Annotated in this window: 23 protein-coding genes and 3 pseudogenes; 13 read left to right on the top strand and 13 right to left on the bottom strand. The window is 61.8% G+C overall.

Going from position 1 to position 22,874, the window contains the following annotated elements; genetic code table 11:
* The first annotated feature begins 8 nt into the window (after positions 1 to 8).
* From glcF to pdxR, 3 genes are all read left to right on the top strand, one after another.
* A complete protein-coding gene (glcF, locus tag AC58X1_RS01800) occupies positions 9 to 1,235 on the top strand; it encodes a glycolate oxidase subunit GlcF (RefSeq protein WP_150569413.1) in 1,227 nt (408 codons plus the stop codon).
* Between the two features lie 244 nt (positions 1,236 to 1,479).
* Positions 1,480 to 2,262, top strand: coding sequence for an EAL domain-containing protein (locus AC58X1_RS01795; protein ID WP_497428180.1), 783 nt, complete (start codon positions 1,480 to 1,482; stop codon positions 2,260 to 2,262).
* 41 nt (positions 2,263 to 2,303) lie between these two features.
* Complete coding sequence (gene pdxR, locus AC58X1_RS01790) at positions 2,304 to 3,737, top strand: MocR-like pyridoxine biosynthesis transcription factor PdxR (protein ID WP_101318943.1); 1,434 nt, start codon at positions 2,304 to 2,306, stop codon at positions 3,735 to 3,737.
* Here pdxR and AC58X1_RS01785 read toward each other — a convergent pair.
* Together AC58X1_RS01785 and AC58X1_RS01780 are read right to left on the bottom strand one after the other, a co-directional pair.
* The gene (locus AC58X1_RS01785) at positions 3,730 to 4,926 is read right to left on the bottom strand and encodes a CynX/NimT family MFS transporter (protein WP_259073994.1); all 1,197 of its coding nucleotides are present in this window, start codon (positions 4,924 to 4,926) and stop codon (positions 3,730 to 3,732) included. The genes pdxR and AC58X1_RS01785 overlap by 8 nt on opposite strands.
* Positions 4,923 to 5,381: a nucleoside deaminase gene (locus AC58X1_RS01780; protein ID WP_150569416.1), complete on the bottom strand. Its 459-nt coding sequence runs from the start codon at positions 5,379 to 5,381 to the stop codon at positions 4,923 to 4,925. Before AC58X1_RS01780 ends, AC58X1_RS01785 begins: the two co-directional genes overlap by 4 nt.
* A gap of 213 nt (positions 5,382 to 5,594) precedes the next feature.
* On the opposite strand from AC58X1_RS01780, the gene AC58X1_RS01775 reads away from it, so the two are divergent.
* Positions 5,595 to 6,032, top strand: a complete 438-nt coding sequence (locus tag AC58X1_RS01775) for a carboxymuconolactone decarboxylase family protein (RefSeq protein WP_103437148.1) — start codon at positions 5,595 to 5,597, stop codon at positions 6,030 to 6,032.
* A 7-nt stretch (positions 6,033 to 6,039) separates the two neighbouring features.
* On the opposite strand, the gene AC58X1_RS01770 is transcribed toward AC58X1_RS01775, so the two are convergent.
* Complete coding sequence (locus AC58X1_RS01770; protein WP_497428179.1) at positions 6,040 to 7,053, bottom strand: AraC family transcriptional regulator; 1,014 nt, start codon at positions 7,051 to 7,053, stop codon at positions 6,040 to 6,042.
* A gap of 169 nt (positions 7,054 to 7,222) precedes the next feature.
* Between AC58X1_RS01770 and AC58X1_RS01765 the strand changes: the two genes are divergently transcribed.
* From AC58X1_RS01765 to AC58X1_RS01745, 5 genes are all read left to right on the top strand, one after another.
* Positions 7,223 to 8,407: an acetyl-CoA C-acyltransferase family protein gene (locus AC58X1_RS01765; RefSeq protein WP_181107195.1), complete on the top strand. Its 1,185-nt coding sequence runs from the start codon at positions 7,223 to 7,225 to the stop codon at positions 8,405 to 8,407.
* Between the two features lie 11 nt (positions 8,408 to 8,418).
* The gene (locus AC58X1_RS01760) at positions 8,419 to 9,267 is read left to right on the top strand and encodes a 3-hydroxybutyryl-CoA dehydrogenase (protein ID WP_150569419.1); all 849 of its coding nucleotides are present in this window, start codon (positions 8,419 to 8,421) and stop codon (positions 9,265 to 9,267) included.
* 12 nt (positions 9,268 to 9,279) lie between these two features.
* Positions 9,280 to 9,876 (top strand): TetR/AcrR family transcriptional regulator, encoded by a 597-nt coding sequence (locus AC58X1_RS01755; RefSeq protein ID WP_150569420.1) that lies wholly within the window; start codon positions 9,280 to 9,282, stop codon positions 9,874 to 9,876.
* 92 nt (positions 9,877 to 9,968) lie between these two features.
* Positions 9,969 to 11,363, top strand: coding sequence for an LLM class flavin-dependent oxidoreductase (locus AC58X1_RS01750; protein WP_101318925.1), 1,395 nt, complete (start codon positions 9,969 to 9,971; stop codon positions 11,361 to 11,363).
* Between the two features lie 68 nt (positions 11,364 to 11,431).
* The gene (locus AC58X1_RS01745) at positions 11,432 to 11,611 is read left to right on the top strand and encodes a hypothetical protein (protein ID WP_181087779.1); all 180 of its coding nucleotides are present in this window, start codon (positions 11,432 to 11,434) and stop codon (positions 11,609 to 11,611) included.
* 83 nt (positions 11,612 to 11,694) lie between these two features.
* Here AC58X1_RS01745 and AC58X1_RS01740 read toward each other — a convergent pair whose 3' ends face one another.
* Both AC58X1_RS01740 and AC58X1_RS01735 read right to left on the bottom strand, forming a co-directional pair.
* Positions 11,695 to 12,087, bottom strand: coding sequence for a response regulator (locus AC58X1_RS01740; RefSeq protein ID WP_497428178.1), 393 nt, complete (start codon positions 12,085 to 12,087; stop codon positions 11,695 to 11,697).
* Positions 12,084 to 12,371 (bottom strand): DUF6555 family protein, encoded by a 288-nt coding sequence (locus AC58X1_RS01735; protein WP_181087776.1) that lies wholly within the window; start codon positions 12,369 to 12,371, stop codon positions 12,084 to 12,086. The genes AC58X1_RS01740 and AC58X1_RS01735 overlap by 4 nt, the downstream gene beginning before the upstream one ends.
* A gap of 229 nt (positions 12,372 to 12,600) precedes the next feature.
* Between AC58X1_RS01735 and AC58X1_RS01730 the strand changes: the two genes are divergently transcribed.
* Positions 12,601 to 13,293 (top strand): DUF421 domain-containing protein, encoded by a 693-nt coding sequence (locus AC58X1_RS01730; protein ID WP_101318917.1) that lies wholly within the window; start codon positions 12,601 to 12,603, stop codon positions 13,291 to 13,293.
* Here AC58X1_RS01730 and AC58X1_RS01725 read toward each other — a convergent pair.
* Positions 13,274 to 14,710: an ATP-binding protein gene (locus tag AC58X1_RS01725; protein WP_497428177.1), complete on the bottom strand. Its 1,437-nt coding sequence runs from the start codon at positions 14,708 to 14,710 to the stop codon at positions 13,274 to 13,276. The genes AC58X1_RS01730 and AC58X1_RS01725 overlap by 20 nt on opposite strands.
* Positions 14,697 to 15,467, bottom strand: a complete 771-nt coding sequence (locus AC58X1_RS01720; RefSeq protein ID WP_101318913.1) for a response regulator — start codon at positions 15,465 to 15,467, stop codon at positions 14,697 to 14,699. Before AC58X1_RS01720 ends, AC58X1_RS01725 begins: the two co-directional genes overlap by 14 nt.
* Before the next feature lie 106 nt (positions 15,468 to 15,573).
* On the opposite strand from AC58X1_RS01720, the gene AC58X1_RS01715 reads away from it, so the two are divergent.
* Positions 15,574 to 17,880 (top strand): TonB-dependent siderophore receptor, encoded by a 2,307-nt coding sequence (locus AC58X1_RS01715; RefSeq protein ID WP_497428176.1) that lies wholly within the window; start codon positions 15,574 to 15,576, stop codon positions 17,878 to 17,880.
* Between the two features lie 67 nt (positions 17,881 to 17,947).
* Positions 17,948 to 18,079, top strand: a pseudogene (locus tag AC58X1_RS01710) (cation:dicarboxylate symporter family transporter); the annotation flags it as partial.
* 20 nt (positions 18,080 to 18,099) lie between these two features.
* On the opposite strand, the gene AC58X1_RS01705 reads toward AC58X1_RS01710, so the two are convergent.
* From AC58X1_RS01705 to AC58X1_RS01680, 6 genes and pseudogenes are all read right to left on the bottom strand, one after another.
* Entirely contained in the window at positions 18,100 to 18,684 is a 585-nt protein-coding gene (locus AC58X1_RS01705) for a flavin reductase family protein (RefSeq protein WP_181107206.1), read from the bottom strand.
* 59 nt (positions 18,685 to 18,743) lie between these two features.
* Positions 18,744 to 18,872 carry a hypothetical protein gene (locus AC58X1_RS01700; protein ID WP_497428175.1) on the bottom strand — a complete coding sequence of 43 codons (129 nt, stop codon included), beginning with the start codon at positions 18,870 to 18,872 and terminating at the stop codon, positions 18,744 to 18,746.
* A 28-nt stretch (positions 18,873 to 18,900) separates the two neighbouring features.
* Positions 18,901 to 19,286, bottom strand: a pseudogene (locus AC58X1_RS01695) (nuclear transport factor 2 family protein).
* Between the two features lie 39 nt (positions 19,287 to 19,325).
* Positions 19,326 to 19,680: pseudogene (locus AC58X1_RS01690) on the bottom strand (TetR/AcrR family transcriptional regulator).
* Between the two features lie 121 nt (positions 19,681 to 19,801).
* Positions 19,802 to 20,089: a hypothetical protein gene (locus AC58X1_RS01685; protein ID WP_101318908.1), complete on the bottom strand. Its 288-nt coding sequence runs from the start codon at positions 20,087 to 20,089 to the stop codon at positions 19,802 to 19,804.
* 328 nt (positions 20,090 to 20,417) lie between these two features.
* Positions 20,418 to 20,567, bottom strand: coding sequence for a hypothetical protein (locus AC58X1_RS01680; protein WP_497428174.1), 150 nt, complete (start codon positions 20,565 to 20,567; stop codon positions 20,418 to 20,420).
* 195 nt (positions 20,568 to 20,762) lie between these two features.
* Here AC58X1_RS01680 and AC58X1_RS01675 point away from each other — a divergent pair, with 195 nt between their 5' ends.
* Positions 20,763 to 22,742, top strand: coding sequence for a hybrid sensor histidine kinase/response regulator (locus AC58X1_RS01675; protein WP_497428173.1), 1,980 nt, complete (start codon positions 20,763 to 20,765; stop codon positions 22,740 to 22,742).
* Positions 22,743 to 22,874: the final 132 nt, after the last annotated feature.

Below are 22,874 nucleotides of genomic sequence, written 5' to 3'. Positions count from 1 at the left end.
GGCAGATCATGCAGACCAATCTGAGCGAAGCAGCCCAAGGCCTGGCCCGCGGCGCAGAAGCCGAGCGCATTCTGCGCTCCTGCGTGCACTGTGGTTTCTGCACCGCCACCTGCCCCACCTACCAACTCCTGGGCGACGAGCTGGATGGGCCACGTGGCCGGATCTACCTGATCAAGCAAGTGCTGGAAGGCGCGCCGGTCACCGCCAGCACCCAACTGCATCTGGACCGCTGCCTGACATGCCGTAACTGCGAAAGTACTTGCCCCTCAGGCGTGCAATACCACGACCTGCTGGACATCGGCCGCGCCGTGGTCGAGGCACAGGTACCCCGCCCGCTCGGTCAACGCCTGCTACGTGGCGCGCTGCGCGCCGTGGTGCCACGGCCAACCCTGTTCCAGGCGCTGACTCGCAGCGGCCAGGTACTGCGCCCGCTGCTACCGGCGGGTCTAAAAACCAAATTGCCTGCAAGCGTGACAGCGCCAGGCCTGCGCCCGGCGCCGCGGCACAACCGTCGCGTGCTCTTGCTTGAAGGCTGCGTACAAGCAGCCTTCTCACCCAACACCAACAGCGCCACCGCACGCGTGCTCGATCGCCTCGGCATCAGTGTCGAGCCAAGCCCGGCGGCGGGCTGCTGCGGTTCGGTGGAGTATCACTTGAACGCCCAAGAGCAGGGTTTGCAACGCGCCCGGAACAACATCGATGCCTGGTGGCCGGCGGTTGAGGCCGGCGCTGAAGCCATTGTGCAGACCGCCAGCGGCTGCGGCGCGTTTATCCATGAGTACGGCCACTTGCTTGCCCACGACCCGCTGTACGCCGGCAAAGCCGCCCGCATCAGCGCCCTCGCCCGTGACCTGGTGGAGGTTGTGCGCGACGAGCCGCTGGAGCAGCTCGGCCTGTGCCGCGAACAACGGCTGGCGTTCCACTGCCCCTGCACGCTGCAACATGCGCTCAAACTCGGCGGTGCGGTGGAAGCCGTGTTGACACGGCTGGGCTTCAGCCTCACCAGCGTGCCGGACGGGCACCTGTGCTGTGGCTCGGCAGGTACCTACTCGCTGACCCAGCCCGAGTTGGCCCGGCAACTACGCGATAATCGCCTGGACGCGCTGGAAAGCGGCAAACCGCAGATCATCGCCACTGCCAATATCGGCTGTCAGACCCATCTCGACGGCGCGGGCCGCACGCCTGTGCGGCACTGGATCGAAATCGTCGAGCAAGCGTTGACCGCGCAGGGCTGATCAACTCGCTTGATCTGTTTTCAAGAGTGGCGCAAAAACGCTCTGAAACGTACCCTGCAGCCGTAATACCAAAGTGCCATGCGTCGGTTTTCGCCACGCGCGTCCACTGTTTTTGCATACCATGCGCACATTGATGCAGTCATACCGTATATCGGAGTTGTCTACCTCAGGAAGAGGCCCGCACGTTCAAGCCATTTCCGCCTCTGGCGAGATGTTGATACCCAGCCATCAAGAGGCACCCGCAATGAACATTTCCAGCACCGGCGAACCCCCTTCCTCTGGGTGCCGCCAATGTCGTGACAGCGAACCGCTGCCGTTTGCCATCAGCATGGCCTTCCAGCCGATCATCGACGCGTCAAGTTCGGCCGTATTCGCCTACGAGTCCTTGGTCCGCGGCACCGATGGCAGCGGTGCCAAGAGCATCCTCGACCAAGTCACTCAGGCCAATCGCTACAAGTTCGACCAGACGTGCCGGGTCAAGGCGGTGGAGTTGGCCGCCAAGCTCGCGCTGCCGACCTACCTGAGCATCAACTTCCTGCCCAACGCGGTGTATCAGCCAGCCGCGTGTATCCGCGCCACGCTCGATGCTGCTCAGCGCTTCAACTTCCCTACCAATCGGATCATCTTCGAATTCACTGAAAACGAAAGCATGGTCGACAAGCAGCACCTGCGCGGCATTGTGCACGAGTACCAGAAGCTTGGCTTCAAGACCGCGATCGATGACTTCGGAGCTGGCTATTCGGGGCTGGGTCTGCTGGCAGAGTTTCAGCCAGACATCATCAAGATCGACATGGAGCTGATCCGCGATATTCACCAGAGCCGCGCACGCTGCGCGATTGTCGACGGCATCGTCGGTATCTGCCGCAAGCTCGATATCACGGTGATCGCCGAAGGTATCGAGCGCGTCGAGGAGTACCTGACACTGCGCAGCCTGGGCGTCAATCTGTTCCAGGGCTATCTGTTTGCCCGCCCTGGCTTCGAGACACTGCCGGACGTGCACTGGCCTGGCCGCGAAACTGTCTGCTAGAGCAGGTATCCTGAGCATTCAGACGCGCTCGGGAACGCTCCATGGAACTGCACATTCGCCTCGAAGGGGGCAAAGGCCTTGCCGATCAGCTCTATCAGCAGCTGCGCGCCGGTATCGACAGCGGCCACCTCGCGGCGGGTAGCCAATTGCCGCCAACGCGCCTGCTGGCCGAGCAATTGGGCGTGTCGCGCAAGACCGTTGCCGAGGCCTATTCGCGCCTGACCTACGACAACTTGCTCAACGCCGTGGTTGGCCGCGGCACATTCATCAGCCAGCGGCGCGCGCCTCAGGCAACCCCTACGGCGGTGGTCGAACTGGCGGCCAGCGCGTCGCTGCAACGCTGGCAGCAACGGGCGACGGTGCTCGCCAGGCCCGGTTTGGACAGCCCGTCGCGCTATGACTTCATCGGTGGCGCTTCGACCAAGGCACAGTTCCCGTTCGACCAATGGCGCAGCTGCATGCAGTACGCCCTGCGCCGCAGCCAGCGCCACCCCGAACGGCAATTCCATGCCCAGGGCCTGGCGGAGCTGCGCGAAGCCATCGCCCATCACATTGCCTACGCCCGCGGCGTGCATTGCAGTGCGGCGGACATCCTGGTCTGCAACGGTGCCCAGCAAGCGCTGGACCTGATCGCCCGGGTGCTGGTCGAGCCGGGCTGTCGAGTGGCCATGGAAGACCCCGGCTATTCACCGGCGCGCCAGCTGTTTCTCGCTTTGGGCGCTCAATTGCAATCGGTGCCGGTGGATGAGCAAGGCCTGTGCGTTGAACAGATCGAGCCTGGCACGCGGCTGATCTATGTGACGCCATCGCATCAATTTCCGCTGGGCATGCCGATGAGCGAAGCACGCCGCCAGGCCTTGCTGGACAAGGCCGCTGAGCTGGGCGCGCTGATCATCGAAGACGACTATGACTGTGAGTTCCGCTATCAGGGACCAACCAGCGATGCCCTGCAGCGACTAGACCGGCACGGCCTGGTGGCGTATGTCGGGACCTTTTCCAAGACCTTGCTGCCGGAATTGCGCCTCGGCTACGCGGTGCTGCCGCCCGCGGTACTGCGCGCCGCCTGCGTGGCCAAGCACCTGAGCGATCTGCACAGCCCGGCCCTGCAACAGTGGGCATTGGCGCGGTTTATCAACGAGGGCTACCTGAGCAAGCACATCCGCCGTTGCCACGAAATATACAGCGCCCGCCGCGGGCGGATCCTGCAGCGTTTGCAGGGGGACCTGGCGCCATGGTTCAGTGCGGTGCCGGCCAATGCTGGCTTCCACATGAGCGCGCTGGCCAGCCCCACTGTCGATGTCGAGTTGCTGATCAAGCTGGTGCGCAAGGTCGAGGTCGGCCTGTATTCGCTGGCGCCGTTCTTCAGCGAGGTGCCCGTACGCCCTGGCCTGCTACTGGGCTTCGGCGCCATCGAGCTACTGGATATCGACCCGGCGCTGGACCGGGTCGCCGATACCCTGCGCCAGATCAGCTGAGCGGCTGCACCTCGGCACCACGTGCTGGCCGGGCCATCGCGCCAGCGTAGCCCTGCGGGACGAACCGAGCGGTGACCAGCAACATGGCCACTACCGTCAGCGTGAGCAAGGTCCATGAGGCCTCAAAGTCGCCGGTGACATCGCGCAGCCAGCCGGTGATGTACGGCACGATGCCGGTAATGATAAAGCCGATACCTTGCACGAAAGCCGCCAGGCTTCCCGCCTCTGCCGGGTTTTTCAGATGTTCCAGAGTCAAGGTCAGGCTCAGGCTGAAACATGAGCCCAGACCAAAACCGATTAAGCCGACCCACAACCCCATCGCGCTGTTGGGTGCCAGCAGCAGCCCGCTGAAGCCGCACAGTTGCACCAGCAACGCCAGCCACAGGCCAGGCCGGCGATCCACCAGATGGCGCAACAGCCATGGCATCCCCAGCGCGCCGATGACCTGGAACACGGTCATCAAACCGACCAGGTCCCCCCCGCCCTGAGCGGTGCCGCCGTGCTCCAGGTGATAGGCCGGCAGCCACGCCACCATGCTCGTGTAACCGCCGTTGATCAGGCCGAAGTACAGTGCGAGCAACCACGCCCGGCGATTGCCGAACCAGTGCCCGCGCGCCGCGCCCGGTGCCTGTGCAGGCGCCTGGCGTGGACGCAACACGCCCCAGGCAAGCATTGCCAGCAGCGCCGGCACTGCCCAGATGCCAAGGCCGACCTGCCAGCGCTGAAAGTACTCGCTGATGTGCGGGCCAAGCACCGCCGCCAGGCCGCCGCCGGTCATCAACGCCGCTGAATAAAGGCCCATGCTGGTTGCCAGCCGCTGCGGGAACCAGCGGTTGACCAACCCCGGCATCATGCCTTGCACTAGCGCCACGCCGATCCCGGCCAGCAAAGCACTGACGATAAGCGCCCAGGCGCTGGCCACCTGCAAACGCCACAGGCATGCCGCAGCGATGGCGCCCAAGCCGAACAGCATGCCGCCATGCTCACTCAGCCAGCGTCGCAGCCAGGGCTGGGTCAAGGGCACCAGGCCCATGCACAGCACCGGCAACGCAGTCAGCAGCGCCGCTTGCTGATAGCCAAGGCCGGTACTGGCGCGCATCGCTTCAAGCAACGGCCCGATACTGGTCAGGATCGGCCGCAGATTAAGCGCCAGGAGCATGATCAGCAGCAGGTTCAATGCACCTCTCATACCTGCTGGGCCTGTTGCCATTGTTGATACAGGCCAGCCTCGCCCTGCGGCTTGAGTGGCCGCAAAGGCAGGCTTTGCTGTTGCGCCGGCTTGGCCATTTCAGCGTATACGGCAGCGGTCGACAGGCCGAAGGCAGCGCCCTCGTCGTTGTCGTAGGCAAACCATGCGCGCTCGATGCCGCACAGGTGCATGGCCGCCAGACACATCGGGCACGGGTGACCGCTGGCGTAGACCTCTGCGCCGTCCAGGCGTGCGGTGCCGAGCACCTGCGACGCCTGGCGGATAGCCTGCATTTCGGCATGGGCAGTTGGGTCCTGGCTGCTGTGGATCTCATTGACGGCACGCGCCACTACCCGACCTTGATAGACCAGCACAGCACCGAACGGACGGCCGCCGGCCTGAATATTCTCTCGGGCCAGATCCAGCGCTTCGCGCATATGGCTTGGGTTGGACATGAATGAATCTCCGGTAAGCGATGCGCTGATTATCCCGACTCCAGGGTCAAGGCTGAAATGAAGAGATTGGATGCCTGTCAGTGGCCACCTGAATAGCGCCATTGGCCTCCTGGCAAAGCCGGGGATTGGCTATCGGGGGCCACGCTGCGCGGCGCTAAGCTTTGCGCAACAGCCCGCCAGCCGGCGGCCTCTAGCACCTACCGGAGCCAAACCATGCACAGTCGCCTTGAATGGGCCAAACACGCGCCCGAAGCCTACAAAGCCATGCTCAGCCTGGAGCAGGCGCTGGCCAACAGTGGCCTGGAAACCTCGCTGCTCGAGCTGATCCGCCTGCGCGCCTCGCAGATCAACGGCTGCGCCTACTGCGTCAACCTGCACAGCAATGATGCGCGCAAGGCCGGCGAAACCGAGGCCCGTTTACAAACCTTGCTGGTCTGGCAGGAAACCCACTACTTCACCCCTCGCGAGCGGGCGGCGCTGGCCTGGGTCGAGAGCCTGACCAAGTTGCCTGAACACGGTGCGCCGCAAGACCAGTATCAAGCGCTGCAGGAGCATTTCGAGCCTGCCGAAGTGGTCAACCTGACGCTGGCAATTGCCACCATCAACGCCTGGAATCGTTTCGGCGTAGGGTTCGCAATGATCCCGGCCTGAGCTGGGGTTACTCGCGTCCGAGCAGCCGCGAGCGGTAGCTACCAGGGCTGTGCCCGGTCCATTTCTTGAACGCGCGGTGAAACGCGCTGGGCTCCTGGAAACCGGTCTGCTCGGCGATTTCAGCAACGCTCAAGAGGCCCTCGCGCAGGCGTTCGAAGGCCATCGCCCGACGTACTTCGTCCTTGATCTGCTGGTATGAGCGCCCTTCGCGCTGCAACTGCCGGCGAAAGCTGCTGGCGCTCAAACCCTGCTGCTCTGCCAGGCCGACCAGCGTCGGCCACTCGCCATAATCGCGGGCCTTGAGGTGGCGATAAACCTTCGCCACCAGGCCGTTCTGATTGCGAAAGCGAATGACCAGTCCTTGCGGCGCAGTGCGCAAAAAAGTCTTCAGGGCGGCCAGGTCCTGCACTACGGGCAGGCGCAGGTCGGCACTGTTGAACTCCACCTCGGTACGGCCACTGCCCAGGCGCAGGTCAGCGCCCCACAGCAGCGTGTCGTCTTCCAGTGGCGGACGTGCAATGGCCAGCTCGGTGCGTTCGATCTGCAACCGGCGCCCGCCCAACCAGCACAGCAGACCGACCACCAGCACCAGATAGGTTTCCTCGGCATACCCCCGGGTCAGTGGATCGGCAATGCTCGACTGCACGCTGATCACTGTGCGCGAGCCACGTACGTTGATCGAGCCACGCAGGTCGCGCAGAAACAGGCCGAAATTGCCCAGGCACTGACGCAGTGCCTTGTCCAGGCTGGGCTCCTGGATCAACCCCCGGCAGATCAAGGCAAAGCTGCCCAGCGGCATGCCATGGCTGTCGAGGCGGAAAAATTCGTCGTCCAGCACCTGAATCAAACTTAACCAGAGCTGGGCAAAGGCCTTGGCCGGCACCCGTGCCTCCGGGTCTTCAAGCAGCTCAGGGAGTATGCCGACGGCGCGCAACTGTGCATCGCGCAACTGCGGCTGATCAGCCAGGGCATGCAGCATGGCCTGGAGAAAATACACCGCGACCGAATCGCTATCGCGCATGGCTGGGGTTCGCTTGTCTATGCTGAGTGGCAAAAAACGCCAGGTTGAATGAGCAGATCCGACATAGGCCGCCAGGCAGGCATTGCCTAGACTCGGGCCATCCACAGATGGCGGCCATTCTCGCAGAGCCTGGCCCCGTCCCGCTACGCCTTCGCAACTGGAGCCCGCCATGAGCAGTACAGAAATCTACGTAGTCAGTGCCGTCCGTTCCGCCATCGGAGGCTTTGGCGGTGCCCTCAAGGACCTGCCGCTGGCCGACCTCGCCACGGCGCTGGCCCGTGCCGCCATCGAGCGCTCCGGCGTGGCTGCCGAGCAGATTGGTCATGTGGTGATGGGCAACGTCATCCCCACCGAAGCCCGCGATGCCTATCTGGGCCGAGTGGCGGCGATGAATGCCGGCATTCCCAAGGAAACCCCGGCCTTCAACGTCAACCGCCTGTGCGGTTCGGGCCTGCAAGCGATCGTCTCGGCCGCGCAAAGCTTGCTGCTGGGCGACACCGATATCGCCCTGGCGGCCGGCGCCGAGTCGATGAGCCGCGCGCCGTACCTGCTGCCACAGGCGCGCTGGGGCGCACGCATGGGGGATCTGCAAGGCATCGATTATCTGGTCGGTGTGCTGCAGGACCCGTTCGAGCATTTCCACATGGGCATCACCGCCGAGAACGTCGCGGCCAAGCACGGCATCACCCGGCAGATGCAGGACGAGCTGGCGCTGACCAGCCAGCAACGCGCCGCCCGGGCGATTGCCGAAGGCCGTTTTGACAGCCAGATCGTGCCGCTGGAACTGAAAACCCGCAAAGGCCCAGTGCAGTTCGCCGTCGACGAGCATGTGCGCGGCGATGTAAGCGCCGAGCAGTTGGCTGCGATGAAGACTGTGTTCAAGAAGGACGGTACGGTCACCGCAGGCAATGCCAGCGGCATCAACGACGGCGCCGCCGGCCTGGTGCTGGCCACCGGTGAAGCGGTACGCCGGCTGGGCCTCAAGCCGCTGGCGCGGTTGGTAGCCTACGCACATGCCGGCGTCGAGCCGGCGCTGATGGGCCTGGGACCGATTCCGGCTACGCAAAAAGCGCTGCAAAAGGCCGGCCTGACGGTCAATGACCTGGATGTGATCGAGTCCAACGAGGCGTTTGCCGCGCAAGCCTGCGCAGTGGCTCGCGCGTTGGACTTCGACCCAGAGAAGGTCAACCCGAACGGCTCGGGCATCTCGCTCGGTCACCCGGTCGGCGCCACCGGTGCAATCATTGCTACCAAAGCCATCCATGAACTGCAGCGGGTGCAAGGCCGTTATGCCCTGGCGACCATGTGCATCGGTGGCGGTCAAGGCATCGCTGTCGTCTTTGAACGCGTATAAGGAGCGGCTTTGTGAGCATTGAACGGATTGCAGTGATTGGCGCCGGGACCATGGGTAACGGCATTGCCCAGGTGTGCGCAGTGGCGGGCTATCAAGTGCTGCTGATCGACGTCAGCGATGCTGCGCTGGAGCGCGGTATGGCGACCTTGAGCAAGAACCTTGAACGCCAGGTCAGCAAGGGCACGCTGGAGGCCGAAAAGGCTGCTGCGGCAAGTGGCCGGATTCGTACCAGCACCGATTATGCAGACCTGCGCGAGGTGCAGTTGTTGATTGAGGCTGCGACCGAAAACCTCGAGTTGAAGCAGCGCATCCTGCAACAGGCCGCGGCCAACGTCAGTAGCGCTTGCCTGATCGCGACCAACACCTCATCGCTGTCGGTAACCCAGCTGGCCGCCAGCATCGAGCACCCCGAGCGTTTTATCGGCGTGCACTTCTTCAACCCGGTGCCAATGATGGCGCTGGTGGAAATCATCCGTGGTTTGCAGACAGACGACAGCACCTACGCCCAAGCCCTGGTGGTGACCGAAAAGCTCGGCAAGACGCCGATCACAGCTGGCAACCGTCCGGGCTTTGTGGTCAACCGGATCCTGCTGCCGATGATCAACGAAGCGATCTTCGTGCGCCAGGAAGGCCTGGCCAGCGCTGAGGACATCGACACCGGCATGCGTCTGGGCTGCAACCAGCCTATCGGCCCGCTGGCGTTGGCCGACCTGATCGGCCTGGACACCGTGCTGGCGATCATGGAGGCATTCGTCGACGGCTTCAACGACAGCAAGTACCGCCCTGCTCCGCTGCTGCGGGAAATGGTCGCGGCCGGTTACCTTGGCCGCAAAAGCGGTCGCGGCTTCTTCACCTACTGAGGAGCGCCTGCCATGTCGGCCAATGCCGCCCTGCGCTGCAGCAATTTTGACGAGCGTCGCGACAAGGCCATGGCACTGTTCGCCGCCAAGGGCTTTGGCCAGGTCAGCATGCGTGAGCTGGCGGCGCATGTTGGCCTGACTGCAGGCTCGTTGTATCACCATTTTCCGAGCAAGCAGGATTTGCTCTATGACCTGATCGAAGAGCTGTACGAGGAGCTGCAGGCGACCCTCGACCAGGGCCGCAAGGCCTTGGCCCGAGGCAAGCCGGCGCTGCCTGCGGTGATCGCAGCGCACTGGCAACTGCACGCCGAGCGCGGCTTGCAGTTTCGCCTGGCCGAACGCGATCTGTGTTGCCTGAGCGATGAACAGCAGGCGCGGCTGGCGCTGGTTCGCCTGCGTTATCAGGCGGGCTTGCTGAAGTTGGTGGCACCACAGACACGCCTCAGTGGTCCGGCGCTGGCGGCCACCGGGCAAGCGCTCGGTACCCTGCTCAATCAACTGCCTGGCTGGCTACAGGGGCGCGGGTTGCCCGAGGATGAGGGCCTGCGCTTGATGCAGAGCCTGCTGCTGGGCGGTATCGAGCGCACCCTCAAAGATGCGGTCATATAGCCGCAACAGAGTCTTATATTCCCAATAAGTCGTTTATTTAGATTTTTTAGTGCGCTTCAATCTAACGAATTCTGTTGGACTGGAGCCGCAACTTGAGCACTTCGCCGCACCCGGGAGCTGATCCCAAACCTTTGCTGTTTGCCCTGTATGAACAAGCCAGTGTCGGCTGTGGCGGTGCGCCGAGCCTGTGGACCCACCCGGCCGACGAACGCCTGGGCATCAACTCGCTGAGCTACTGGTCGAACCTGGCGCGAATCGCCGATCAGGCCAACCTCGACATGCTGTTCTTTGCCGATGTGCTGGGCTTCTACGATGGCTATGGCGGCACAGCCGACGCGGCCCTCAAGTGGGCCGTCGAAGCGCCTGCCAATGATCCGCTGATGATCATCCCGGCGTTGGCTGCAGTGACTGAAAACCTCGCCTTCGGGGTCACCGTCAGCACCAGCTACGAACATCCCTTCACCCATGCCCGGCGCTTCAGCACGCTGGATCACCTGAGCAATGGCCGGGTTGGCTGGAACATCGTCACCTCTTACCTGAACAGTGCCGCGCGCAACTTCGGCCTGGAACAGATGATCAAGCACAATGACCGCTACGAGCGTGCCGAAGAATTCCTCGATGTGGTCTACAAGCTGTGGGAAGGCAGCTGGGCGCAGGACGCGGTGGTCGCCGACAAGTCCCGCCAACTCTATGCCCAGGGTGAACGCGTGCGGCCGATCAACCATGTTGGCGAACACTACCGCGTCGCCGGCCCGCACCTCAGCTCACCGTCGCCGCAACGAACCCCGCTGCTGATCCAGGCCGGCTGGTCCGGGCGCGGGCGCGAGTTTGCCGCCAAGCACGCCGAGCTGATCTTCATCGCCAAGTCCAACCCGCTGGAAATCCGTCAGGGTCTGGATGAAATATGGGCTCAAGCGCAGGCCCGTGGTCGCCAGGCCGACGATGTAAAGTCGCTGACGGTGCTGCGGATCGTCACCGCCAAGACTGAAATCGAGGCGCAGCGCAAATACGAGCAACTGCAGAGCAACTACCACCTGCAAGCGCAACTGGTGAGCTATGCCGGCGACACGGGCATCGACATCAGCCGCTATGCCGACAACGAACCCCTGGCGACCCACACCGAAGGCCTGACCTCGTACATGATGCGCCCTGACGGCAGCGGCAAGCCGCTGACCGCTGGCGATGTCAAACAGCGCTTTGCCAGCGTCACCCGAGGCACCGACCTGATCCTGGTCGGCACGCCTGAGCAGGTAGCGCAGCGCATTGAGGAGCACGCAGCAATCTCCGGCACCAGCGGCTACATGATAAATCCGCTGATCAGCCCGGGCAGCCTGGAAGACTTTGTCGAACTGGTGATCCCGGCCTTGCAGAAACGTGGCCTGTACCGCACCCAGCCACAAAGCGGCACCTTGCGTTCACGCCTGCGCAATGACGGCTCCAGCTACCTGCCGGCTTCGGCCCATGGTGCATCGTTCCGTTTTGCCTGATCAGCAGTAGGAGCATGGTGCGCATAGCTGTAGGATGGCGGCTCGTTGAATCATCTGTGGTCTTTGCAATGAACAAATTGATCCTGCCTGTCGCCATCTTTTTCAGCGTCATCCTTGCCGGCAAGGTGGCCGAGCACTACGCCGTCGAGGGCAGCTGGCGCATCGGCTTGCTGTGCCTGGTGGCTATGGTCGTGCAAATCGTAGTCAGCCGCATCCAGCGCGCCCGCCGCGAGAACGCCGCGTCGTAATGCCATTGGTCAGTGGCAGAGTCGACACCGCGAAGACGCGTGCGCAACGCGCCAACATCTAGCTACCGCCGGCTGAGGCGTGGCTAATCGCCGTCGAGCGCGGCGAACACCGCTGCGCTCAACTGTTGGACTGACCACGGTTTCATCAGAAAACGCTGGTCAGTGCCCAGATCGCTACTCCGAAGGGCATGCCCGGAAGTAACCAGAACAGGCGTGGCGGGCCAGCGCTGGCGCACCATCGCCGCCAATTCCAGCCCTTTGATATCTCCCGGCAAGGAGTGGTCGACAATCACCAACGAGTATTGATCCTGACGCTTGAGCAATGCCATCAGGCCATCCTCGGCGTTGGCGAACGCCGAACATTGCGCCCCCAGTTCGCTGAGGATTGCGCACATCAACTCCTGCAACAGGGGCTCATCCTCGATCACCAGTATCGACTTGCCGGCCAGCACCGCACCTTCGGACGTGAATTTCACTGGGATTCCTCGACCTCGCTGCTCGCTGACGGCTGTTCGAGAGCAGCTGCCGGGCCTGCCCCTGCGAGCCGCCAGCGCACGTTCTCCAACCCGTAGCGTTCAGCCATGGGCCGGCTGACATGTTTTATATTGTGCTGACCGAAGCGCGGGATGAGCGCAATCCCGGCATCACAGCCCGCCCAGTGCCACGCCAAGGCATTGTCCATCCGCTCCAGTCGGATAACGAAGTTGCGCTCGGCGCCGCGAAGTGTGTATTCAACGATGTATAACTTTTGACCCAACATTGTGCAGTCCTCCCCTAAGTATTTAGGACCGCCTGGCAATTCTGAAAATTCACTAATTTACAGTTTCATTTACATTCTCCAGCGTGCGCGGAGCTTTCTTGTACATAATAAATATATTGTACAAGTAATAGGCCCAATTCATTTCATAAGGGCAGCCCTGGCGTTTGATGAACTGCGCCATGCCAGTCGCGGTCAATCCTAGCGAAGACAATCGAAATCGAGGTCATGGATGGAGTCGTTCGAGTTGCAACGCATGCTGCTGGGCGACCTGCCCTGGACGTTTCTGCTGGAAGTCGCCTGCCGTGTACTGGCCGCGTTTCTAGCGGTGTTCTTGTTCCTCAAGTTCAGTGGCCGACGGGGGATCAAACAACTCTCGCGTTTTGAGTTGGTGGTGATTCTGACCTTGGGCTCCGCTGCGGGTGATGTCACTTTTTATGAAGATGTGCCACTACTGCCTGTTGCGCTGGTATTTGTGACACTGCTACTGCTCTATCGGGTAACTATCTACATCATGACGCGTAGTAAAACCTGCGAAGCCTGGATCGATGGTGTACCCATTACCGTAGTGAAAGACGGCATCTATGAAATCCACTCACTGCGCAACTTGAATATCTCGTCCAAAGAATTGTTCATGGAGTTGCGCCAGCAAGGCGTCGAACATCTGGGCCAGGTCAGGCTTGGACTTCTGGAAACGGACGGCGATGTCAGTCTGTACTTCTACACCGCCGAAGAAACCCGGCCCGGCCTGTCGGTTCTGCCTGATGAGCATCGCCCGGAGTACAAGGTACCACCCGGCCCTGGGCTGTACTGCTGTGTAAGCTGCGGCCTGAGCGTATTCCACGACAGCGCCGAACAGCGCTCATGCGCGCGCTGCGGGCATGGCGTGTGGTCACCCGCCCTGACTACCGTGCGCAACCGTTGATGGGCGCGGTGTCGGCCTTGCGTTGGGCGATGAAAATACGCACGCAAAGCCCGCCGCCCTGGCGGTTGCTCAAGAGCAGGCTGCCCTGATGATTTTCTGCGATGCGCTTGGCGATGCTCAGCCCCAGCCCGTAACCGCCGGACTGGCAATTACGCGAGTGATCACCGCGCACGAAGGGCTGAGTGATGACCTGCAGCTGGCTGTCGGCAATGCCCGGGCCGCGGTCGTCGACCTGGATCAGCACGCCCTGCTCGGTCCGTTCCAGTCGCACCTCGACCTGCTGCGCATAACGCAGGGCATTGACCAGTACGTTCTGGATGCAGCGCAGCAACAGCACCTCATTGGCATAGACCGCGCCAGCATGGCCGCTGATGGGCAGGCGCTCTTCAGCACTGCACAGCTCGGCGCAGGCGCTGCGCACCAGCCGGTCGACATCGATGATCTGGCAGGTGTGCTGCTTGGCACTTTCCAGGTAGTCCAGCACCTGGGCGATCATCTGGTCCATCTGCTGGATATTGAGCTTCAGGCGCTGGCTGTCCGGGCTGTCGCCCATGCGCTCTACGCGCAGGCGCATGCGGGTCAAGGGCGTGCGTAAATCGTGGGATACGGCCGCCAGGAAAAAGCTCTGGTCATTGACCATGGCGATAATCCGCTGCTGCATGGCATTGAACGTATGCGCCGCCTGGCGCACCTCTGAAGGCCCTTCTACCCGCAGCGGCGGTTGCTCCAGGCTCTCGCCCAGCGCCCGCGCAGCGTCGCTCATCCTGCGCAGCGGTTGCAGGCACAACCGCACCGCCAGCCAGCACACGGCGAGCACTGCAAGGATGCGCAGGACGTACACCCTGATTACGTAATCGGCTATCAGCGCCCAGGCCGACTCACCACTCCAGCCCTGCAGCTCTTGGCCGCTGACCTGCAGCCAGTGGCCGTCGGCCAAGGCCACGGCAAAGCGCACATGGGCCATGGCCGTCTGCAAACCGAACAGGCTCGGCCAGGTGACCGGCTGCCCTTGCGGGTCGGTGAGCTCGACACTCAGCACCCGCACCCTCTGCTCGCGGCCAAGCTCGTACGCCAGGGCCTGCTCGAGCAACAGACCGGTTCGGCGCAGGCCCTTGTGCCGCTCAGCTGTGCTGGGGGACTGCACGCAGCTGGCCTGATAATGCGCCGGTGCCTGAATGGTCACCACGGGGTCACAGCCGGCCGTGTCCAGCAGCGGCGCAGTGCGGCTGGCGATCAGCCGCACCGGCGCCTCGAGCACTTGGGCAAAGCGCACGTCAAACCAGATGCTGCTCGACAGCAGCTGAATCGCCACCGTGCCGCTGACCATGATCAGCGTCAGCTGGCCAAACAGCGATTTCGGCCAAAGCCGCCGGAGTGATCTGCGCAGGCGGGTGCGCGGATGCTCAGTGCCGCGCATCTGCAGCGCCGAGGCTCAAAAGGTAGCCCTCGTTACGTACAGTCAGTATCTGCACTTCGCCTTGGGGCGCAGCCTTAAGCAGTTGGCGAAGACGGCTGATGCACATGTCGATGGAGCGATCATCTGCGGTGTAATCGCGACCCATCGCACTGCGCGTCAGATGCTCGCGGGTCAGCACCTGGTCGGGCGCAGCGAGCAGTTCGCGCAGGACCCGGAAGTCCGAGCGCGGCAATGTGCAGGCCGTACCATCGGCGGCCGTGAGCAGACGTTTGACAGGATCAAGGCGATAGCCGGCAAAGCGCTGTGGCAGATCCGGCCGTTGCTCGGCTGCAGCGTCGGCGCGCGCTGAACGGCGCAGCACGGCCTTGATCCGGGCGAGCAATTCGCGCGGTTCGAACGGCTTGGCCAGGTAATCGTCGGCGCCTACCTCAAGGCCAATGATGCGGTCGAACGCCGTGCCCTTGGCCGACAGCATGATCACGCTCAAGCCAGGTTTGGCCTGGAGTTGCCGGCACAGGCTCAAGCCATCTTCGCCAGGCAGCATCACGTCGAGCACCACCAGGTCCACCGGTTCCCGTGCCAACTGCTGCCACATCTCGCTGCCACTGGCGGCGGCCAGTACCCGATCGCCGCTTTCGCTCAAGTAATCGCAGAGCAGTTCGCGGATCTCGTCATCGTCATCGACCACCAGAAACGTTCTCGCCGACGCAAGCCGGGCGACCTCCGCACGGTCGATAAAACCTTCATTACATTCCATTACATACCCATACAAGCCGCTGATAGAGCGCGCAGAAGCGATGCATAGAATGCTAGCAAAAATCATCTGCGAATACGATGAATTACCAATTGCACAGCAGGGCATCATGACCAGTCATTCCGCGCATACACCGCTTGCGATCGCAAGCAAACACCCACGTCTGTACTGCCGCCGCTCGCCATTGCCCCTGGCAATCGGCCTGGCCCTGGGCAGCCTCAGCCTGCACGCCAACGCCGAGAGGGTCGTCGAACTGGATGCGGTCAACGTCGATGGCCAGATGCCGGTTGAGAACAGCACCGAACAGTTGGGCTATACCGTCAACAGCACCACCAGCTCCACCGGGCTGAAGCTCAAACCCCGCGAGACGCCGCAGTCAGTCACGACGATCACCCAGGCGCAAATGGCGGATCGACAGATCACCAACATCGAGCAGGCGCTGGATACCACGCCCGGCGTCAGCATGAGCAAAATGGAAGTTGGCGGCCGCACCGAGTACCGCGCGCGTGGTTACCCGATCACCAACTGGAAGGCAGACGGCTTGCAGTTCCCCGGCGGCTCGGACTTCAGCGGCGCAGGCACGGCGCTGAACATGGACATGTATGAACGCATCGATATCGTCCGGGGCGCCAACGGCCTGATGGGCGGCACCGGTGACCCATCGGCCACCGTCAACCTGATTCGCAAGCGTCCAGGCAAGGAATTTGGCGGTAGTGCCTACATCACTTACGGCAGCTGGGACAAACGCCGCTTGGGCGCCGACCTGAACCTGCCGCTGACGGAAGACGGCAGGCTGCGCTCGCGGCTGGTGATGACCCAGCAGGATGCCAACTCGTTCCGCGACAATCAGTCCGAGCGTTCGCGCGCGGCACTGGCCAGCTTCGAGTTCGACTTGAGTGATGCCACCACCCTGGGCGCTGGTTACCAGTACGAATACAGCAAGATTGTTGGCGGTGGCTGGGGCGCGAACATTCCGATCTGGTACGGCGACGGCAGCAAGACCAAGCTGCCGCGCAGCAGTAACCTGGTGCCCAGCTGGAGCTTTGGCGAGTACGAAACGCGCACCACCTTCGGCTCGCTGGAGCATCACTTCGACAACGACTGGAGCCTGAACCTGAAGGCGGCGCAGAGCACCACCGACGCGCTCAACCACCGCGGCCTGGCCAAGGTCAACTCGGTCGGCCGCGGCGTATATGGCGGCTACTGGAACCAGGACGGCAGCGGCGCGGTGCTCAACGGCCTGCACAGCTCGACCGACACGACCCAGCAATCGGCGCAGATCGATGTCAGCGGCCCGTTCGAAATGCTTGGTCGCAGCCATCAAGCCATGCTCGGCTACAGCGACAGCCGCACGGTTGCCTGGTCGCCGCAGTACACCTGCAACATGGTCAGCGCCGACCGCACCAGCGCCAACACCCTCGGCTGCCAGTTCCGCGCCAACAACGGCTTCCCGATCAGCAACTGGCATGATGGCGTGGACGACGATTACGCCATCAATGCCTACAAGACCGGCCTGCACAGCAAGACCACCACCCGCCTGCAGGGCATGTACGCGGCGACACGCCTGAGCATTACCGACCCGCTGTCGGTGATCGTCGGCGCCCGCGTCAGCAATTACAGCAGCACTACCCGCAGTACCGCAGGCGTGCGCAGCAACCAGGAAGAAAACGGCATCGTCACTCCGTACCTGGGAGCAGTCTATGACCTCAACGACAATTACTCGCTGTACGCCAGCTACACCGATATTTTCACCCCGCAGAGCGAAGAAAGCGTCAGCGGCAGCAAGATTGAGCCAATTCGTGGCCAAAGCTATGAAAGCGGCATCAAGGGCGAATGGCTGGGAGGCCTGGTCAACGCCCAGGCGGCGTACTTCCTGACCCGTCAGGAAAACAAGGCCGTCACCGACAGCGACAATCTGACGCCAACCGGCGCCCAGGCCTACAAGGCCGGTTCAGGGGTGGAAACCGACGGTATCGATCTGGAAGTTTCGGGTGCCCTTACTCCGGACTGGAACCTTTATGCCGGCTACACCTATCTGCATTTGCGCAGGCTCGATGCGGACGGTCGCAGCGACCCGTCGCACCTGTTCAAGGCCTCGACCACCTATCGCCTGTCTGGCCCACTCGATCGTTTGACCGTCGGAACCGGCGTTACCGCGCAGACCAACATCCGCGCCAACTCCACCCCCGCTGGCCAGCCCAGCAACGGCGTAAGCCGCGCTGCCACGGACGTCAACTGGTCGGGTTATGCGATCTGGAGTGCGATGGCCAAATACGACATCAATGACGATGTCTCGCTGACGCTCAATGCCAACAACCTGTTCGACAAGCATTACTACACCCGCTACGGGTTCTATGCCGGTGCCATCTATGGTGACCCGCGCAGCCTGTCGTTGACGTTGAAGACGGCTTTTTAGGGATAACCCGCTCAGACGCCTTTGGCCATGTCAGCTCACAGACTTCTCGGGGCGCAAAGTGCAGAGGATTTTCCGCATCGTCGAAAGCGGTACCAACACGCTCAACGTGCTTGGCAATGCGATTGCTCCTCTGGTGATTGCTCGCTGGGAGGGAGAGACGCTCAAGGGGACCGCCACCGAACGCGTTTTTGTGCGGTGACAATCGTTTATCGACTGGCCTTATTCAGCCTTGGATTCGACGTCGACGGCCTCACCGATCGCATAGAAGTGGCCGCCAGCGACATAGTGCAGGCTGCGCAAGGTGGGATCAGCAGTTTCGAAGTGCCAGTGCCCGTCACGAAACACCCGCGTATCGGCCCAGGCCCCTACGACCTCGGCAATGAACAGATCGTAGCGATCCTGGTTGTGCGGCTCGGGGATCAGGCGGCAGGCAAGCCAGGCTGAACAACCCGCAACCAATGGCAGATCGTGGCCGGGCACAGCAAACAGCTCGACCGCGCTGCGCGCAAGTTTGTCCGGCTGCTCGAGCAAGCTACGGTGGCCGACCTGGAAGGTGAGCTCAGCCTGCGCTACGGTCGGAATCTGGATCACGAACTGGCCACTCTGCTCGACCAGCTCACGAGTCTTGGCGATTTTATCCAGCACCACCGTCAACTTGGGCGGCGAGAAGTCCAGCGCACACGCCCAAGCCGCAGCCATCACGTTGTCCACGCCAGCATGGCGAGCAGAGACCAGGACCGTTGGGCCGTGGTTGAGCAGCCTGTAGGCTTTTTCCAGCGCGACTGCTGCAATGTGTTCATTCATGGGTACATGCTCCAGCTGTCCGAGCGCATCGACTGCGCGCCCGGAGCATTGATTCAAGCCTAAGGCTGGCTCTGGAAATGTGCCAGCAGGCTGTCATGGCCAGCTACGATCAATTCGCGGATAGCCTCGACCTGCTGGCCTTGCGAGTCCAGCCCGCGATTATCGAAGCTGGCAGACCATTGGATCACAGTCCTGCTCTCGGTGCAGAGCGCAGATTCAGGGCGCTACATGGGTGTGGTAAATCTTGCTGATCACTTTCCACTCACCTTCGACTTTCAGCAGATTGAAAAATCGGTGAAGCAGAAACCGGAAATATCATTGGTATCGATCCGCGCGCTGGCGGCAGTACCCACAATATCAACATTGACAATCACACCTTGGGCTTCGGGCGAAGGTCGGAAAGATGGTTTGTCGATGGTGTCGAACAACTCCTGAATGGCGCCCCCGACCAACTTGTTGTTGCCATCAAGCCCAAAAATAGTGGCCTGATCGCTTAAGGCCGGCTGCATGATACGGCTGCCCGCTTGCTTGCCGCCTTCGTTGTATTTGTTCAGCACTGCAACGATGGCGCTATATTCAGCGACGAAGTTAGATTTGCTCACGGTTATTCAGTATGAGACGGGTTGAAGGCGCTGAAAAAGTCAGTTCAAGAGGCGTTGGCTGTTTGTCATTGCCACATCAAAAGGCTGTTCCGAATGGGTAACCTTGACCAGCAACGACGCACCTAGCCAAGGCTGATAAATACCTTCAGCCAGGACCGTTGGCGGCGAAGCCGCGCTGATCGAGCCATCCGCCTGGCCTTGCTCGACCATGCTGGTGATTCTCTGCATGCGTCAGTGAATCGACGCGCCCCAGGTATTCGCTGAAGTATTCCTCGAGCAGCGCCTGACCGAACTCCTCCTTGGAGCGGAAGTAGTGGTAGAACGAGCCTTTCGGCACTCCAGCCGTAGCCAGCAGTTCGCTGAGGCCGACCGCGGTGTAACCTTTTTGGATCATCAGCGACCTGGCGACATCGATGATGTGTTGACGCGTGTCTGATTGGGATTCTTCATAGGGCGCAGACGCTACCAAAAATGGCAGTCTTCGTCAGGGCCCACTGCCGCGCCGCCCTACGCAGCTAGGCGACACGTTTGCCGAGCCGCTGCTCCTTGATCAAATGCCGTGCTCGCCCTACCCCCCAGGCCAATGCGTGCGTCATTGATTCTCCAGGACGAGAATCGTAAGCCTCCTCGTGCAGCGACATTCCGCTCGCGGCATAGATCCCGATGAACAACTGCGTCTGGCCAGTGCGTGCCAAGCGCACCTGAACGTCGATCATGACGCCACTCTCGAGCTTTTCGTCATGACCTCGATGGTGCAGCGCGGGGTCGGCCCAACTCCAGAACACATCACCGCGAATTCGCATGGCATCCTCCTGCGACTTTAATCCTATCGTTACCCAACATAGCGCTTCAGGTTGTCGAATCAACTACATCAGTGCAAACAGGGTAACGTTCTGATAAACGGCAAAAAAACTTATACAAAACGAAGAGTTTTGCATAACGCCGGATATCTAATTGATTCACCGTTGCATGCAGTGCAACTCCCGCATAAATATTTCCAACGCCTTGGGACCGATACCGTCGAAGCTGAGCAACTATTGACTCAGCCGAACTGCATCCACTTTGACATTAAGGTCCAAATAGTTAGCCATTGCCCACGACCAGCGCGTGATACGCCGCAAGTGCCACCGACTAACGAATCCGTTTACCAACGAGAAAGCTCGCCAGCAGCCACTTGTACAAGCCGGCATAGTCGTGGCTCAGATCGATGCCCAGGCTTGCGGCGCCGACCTCCATCACCCCTCGCCGCTGACAGCACTTTGAACCGGTCGAATTTGCCATCGTCCAGTTCCGTTGCCTGCCAGGTTCAGCGACACAACAATTGCGGTACAGGGCGCGAATGCCTCAGTCCAGGGCATGCCGCATATCGCACCATGACCATTCGCACTGAACTCCACGAGCAAGCATGGCCTCTCCTGCGTAATCACGCGTGATCCGACCGGGTCTGCATGGCAACTTTCAGCTCAGGGACAGCTCATGGAACATCGACCAACACTTCGAACTGAACGCGCCGGGCCGCCGCTGTCCGCGACAGGTAGCAGTAGCTTCCGCGCACTGGTCAGTGCCAGCAGTACCACCCTCTACCCCATGAGCCCCGACTGGACTCAGATGCATGAGTTGACCGGCCAGGGCTTTCTCGAAGAGACCGCTCAGCCATGCCAGGGCTGGATCGAGAAATACATTCCAGACGCAGACCGCACCCAGGTGTTGGCGGCGGTCGAGCAAGCGATCCGCACCCAATCCGTGTTCGAACTGGAGCATCGAGTGTTACTCGCCGACGGCAGTTTTGGATGGACCCATTCCAGAGCGGTGCCTATCTTTGACCAGTCCGGCGAGCTCATCGAGTGGTTTGGTGCAGCCAGCGACCTGACCGAGCGCCACCGCAGCCAGGCACGGCTCGATGAGAGCGAAGCGGCCTTCGAGCTTCTGGCCAACACCATGCCGCAGCTGGCGTGGGTATGCGATGCACAAGGCAGTGTGGTGTTCGTCAACAACCGCTGGCAGGAATATTTCGGCGCGGCGGTCGATGGTGCGGGTATCGGGCTGATGACGCATGCTGGTGTTCACCCTGAGGACGTTGGCAAAACAGTGCAAGATTTCGCACTGGCCCGGGCGAGCGGGCAGGACTTCACGACCGAACATCGCCTCTGCGGGCAAAACGGCACCTACCGCTGGTTCATGGTCCGCGCTACGCCCTATCGAGAGCCGCATTCAGGGCAGATCCTGCGCTGGTACGGCACTTCCATCGACGTGCATGACCGGCATGACGCAGAAGACCAACTGCGTAACTTCAACGAACAGCTGGAAGTTGAGGTGCAAGCGCGCTCACGCGACCTGCTCGCCGCCGAGGCGCAACTGCGGCAAATGCAGAAGCTTGAAGCCATCGGCCAGCTCACCGGTGGCGTGGCCCATGACTTCAACAACATTCTCACCATCATCCGCAACGCAGCAGAGTTGCTGCGGCGCAATCCCGGCGCGGGCGACAAGCAACACCGTTTCATCGACCTGATCCTGGAAACTGCTGACCGAGCGACCAAACTCACCGGGCAATTGCTGGCCTTCGCCCGCCGCCAGACATTGAAGCCAGAAACCTTTCTGGCGGCGCAGCGCGTGCAGCAAATTGCCGAGATGCTGCGCAGCATGGTCGGGGCGAACATTCGTATCGAGCTGTCACTTCCGGAGCAGGACCACTACGTCAACACCGATCCAAATCAATTCGAGACGGCGCTGGTCAATCTGGTAATCAATGCCCGCGATGCTATGCAGGGCGCGGGCGACATAACGCTGGCAGTGAGTGCCGCACCTGCGCTTTCTTCGCCAGCCAGTGCGCCGACTGTGATCATCAGCGTTACCGACCAAGGGCATGGCATCGATGCGGCCAACCTTGAACGGGTGTTCGAACCCTTCTTCACCACCAAAGCCGTCGGCAAGGGCACTGGCCTGGGGCTGTCCCAGGTGTATGGTTTCGTCAATCAGTCCGGTGGCCAGGTCAGCGTCGAGAGCGAGCTGGGGACGGGCACGACGATGAGGATCGCGCTGCCCGCAGCAACCCCGCCTCCCCCTTCGCAACAAGAGATTGCAGTGCCATTGGCAGTAAACGATGCTCAGGTGCTGCTGGTGGAAGACAACGCACAGGTTGGCGAAATTACCGTCAGCCTGCTCCAGGAACTTGGCTACAAGACCCAGTTGGTGAGCAGCGCAGCAGCCGCTATCGAGCTGCTGCAAGACCTACACCCGCCAGTTGACGTGGTGCTCTCCGACGTAGTGATGCCGGGCATGACCGGGCTGGAACTGGCTGATGTGATCAGCGAGCGCTGGCCGGGACTGCCGGTGGTGCTTGCCAGCGGTTACAGCAGCGCCCTTTCCCAGGGTTCCCAGCGCCACCCTCAGCTACTGAAAAAACCTTACGCGATCGACGACCTGCTCAAGGCCCTGAACCGCGCGTTGCATCGCTGAACGAGACATGCCAGCGCTGTGCGCTGAACTGGTGCGACCTGCCCTCCCGTGCAAATTCTGAGTGCAACGTAAGTGAACAGCGTCCAATAGAGTTACTCGCCAGCGCGAGTCGGGCGGGTGCTGGGCGAGTTA

The organism is Pseudomonas sp. PGPR N4 (assembly GCF_059693665.1).
The sequence above is the reverse complement of the archived record's forward strand: the minus strand, read 5'-3'. Positions and strand labels throughout refer to the sequence as shown.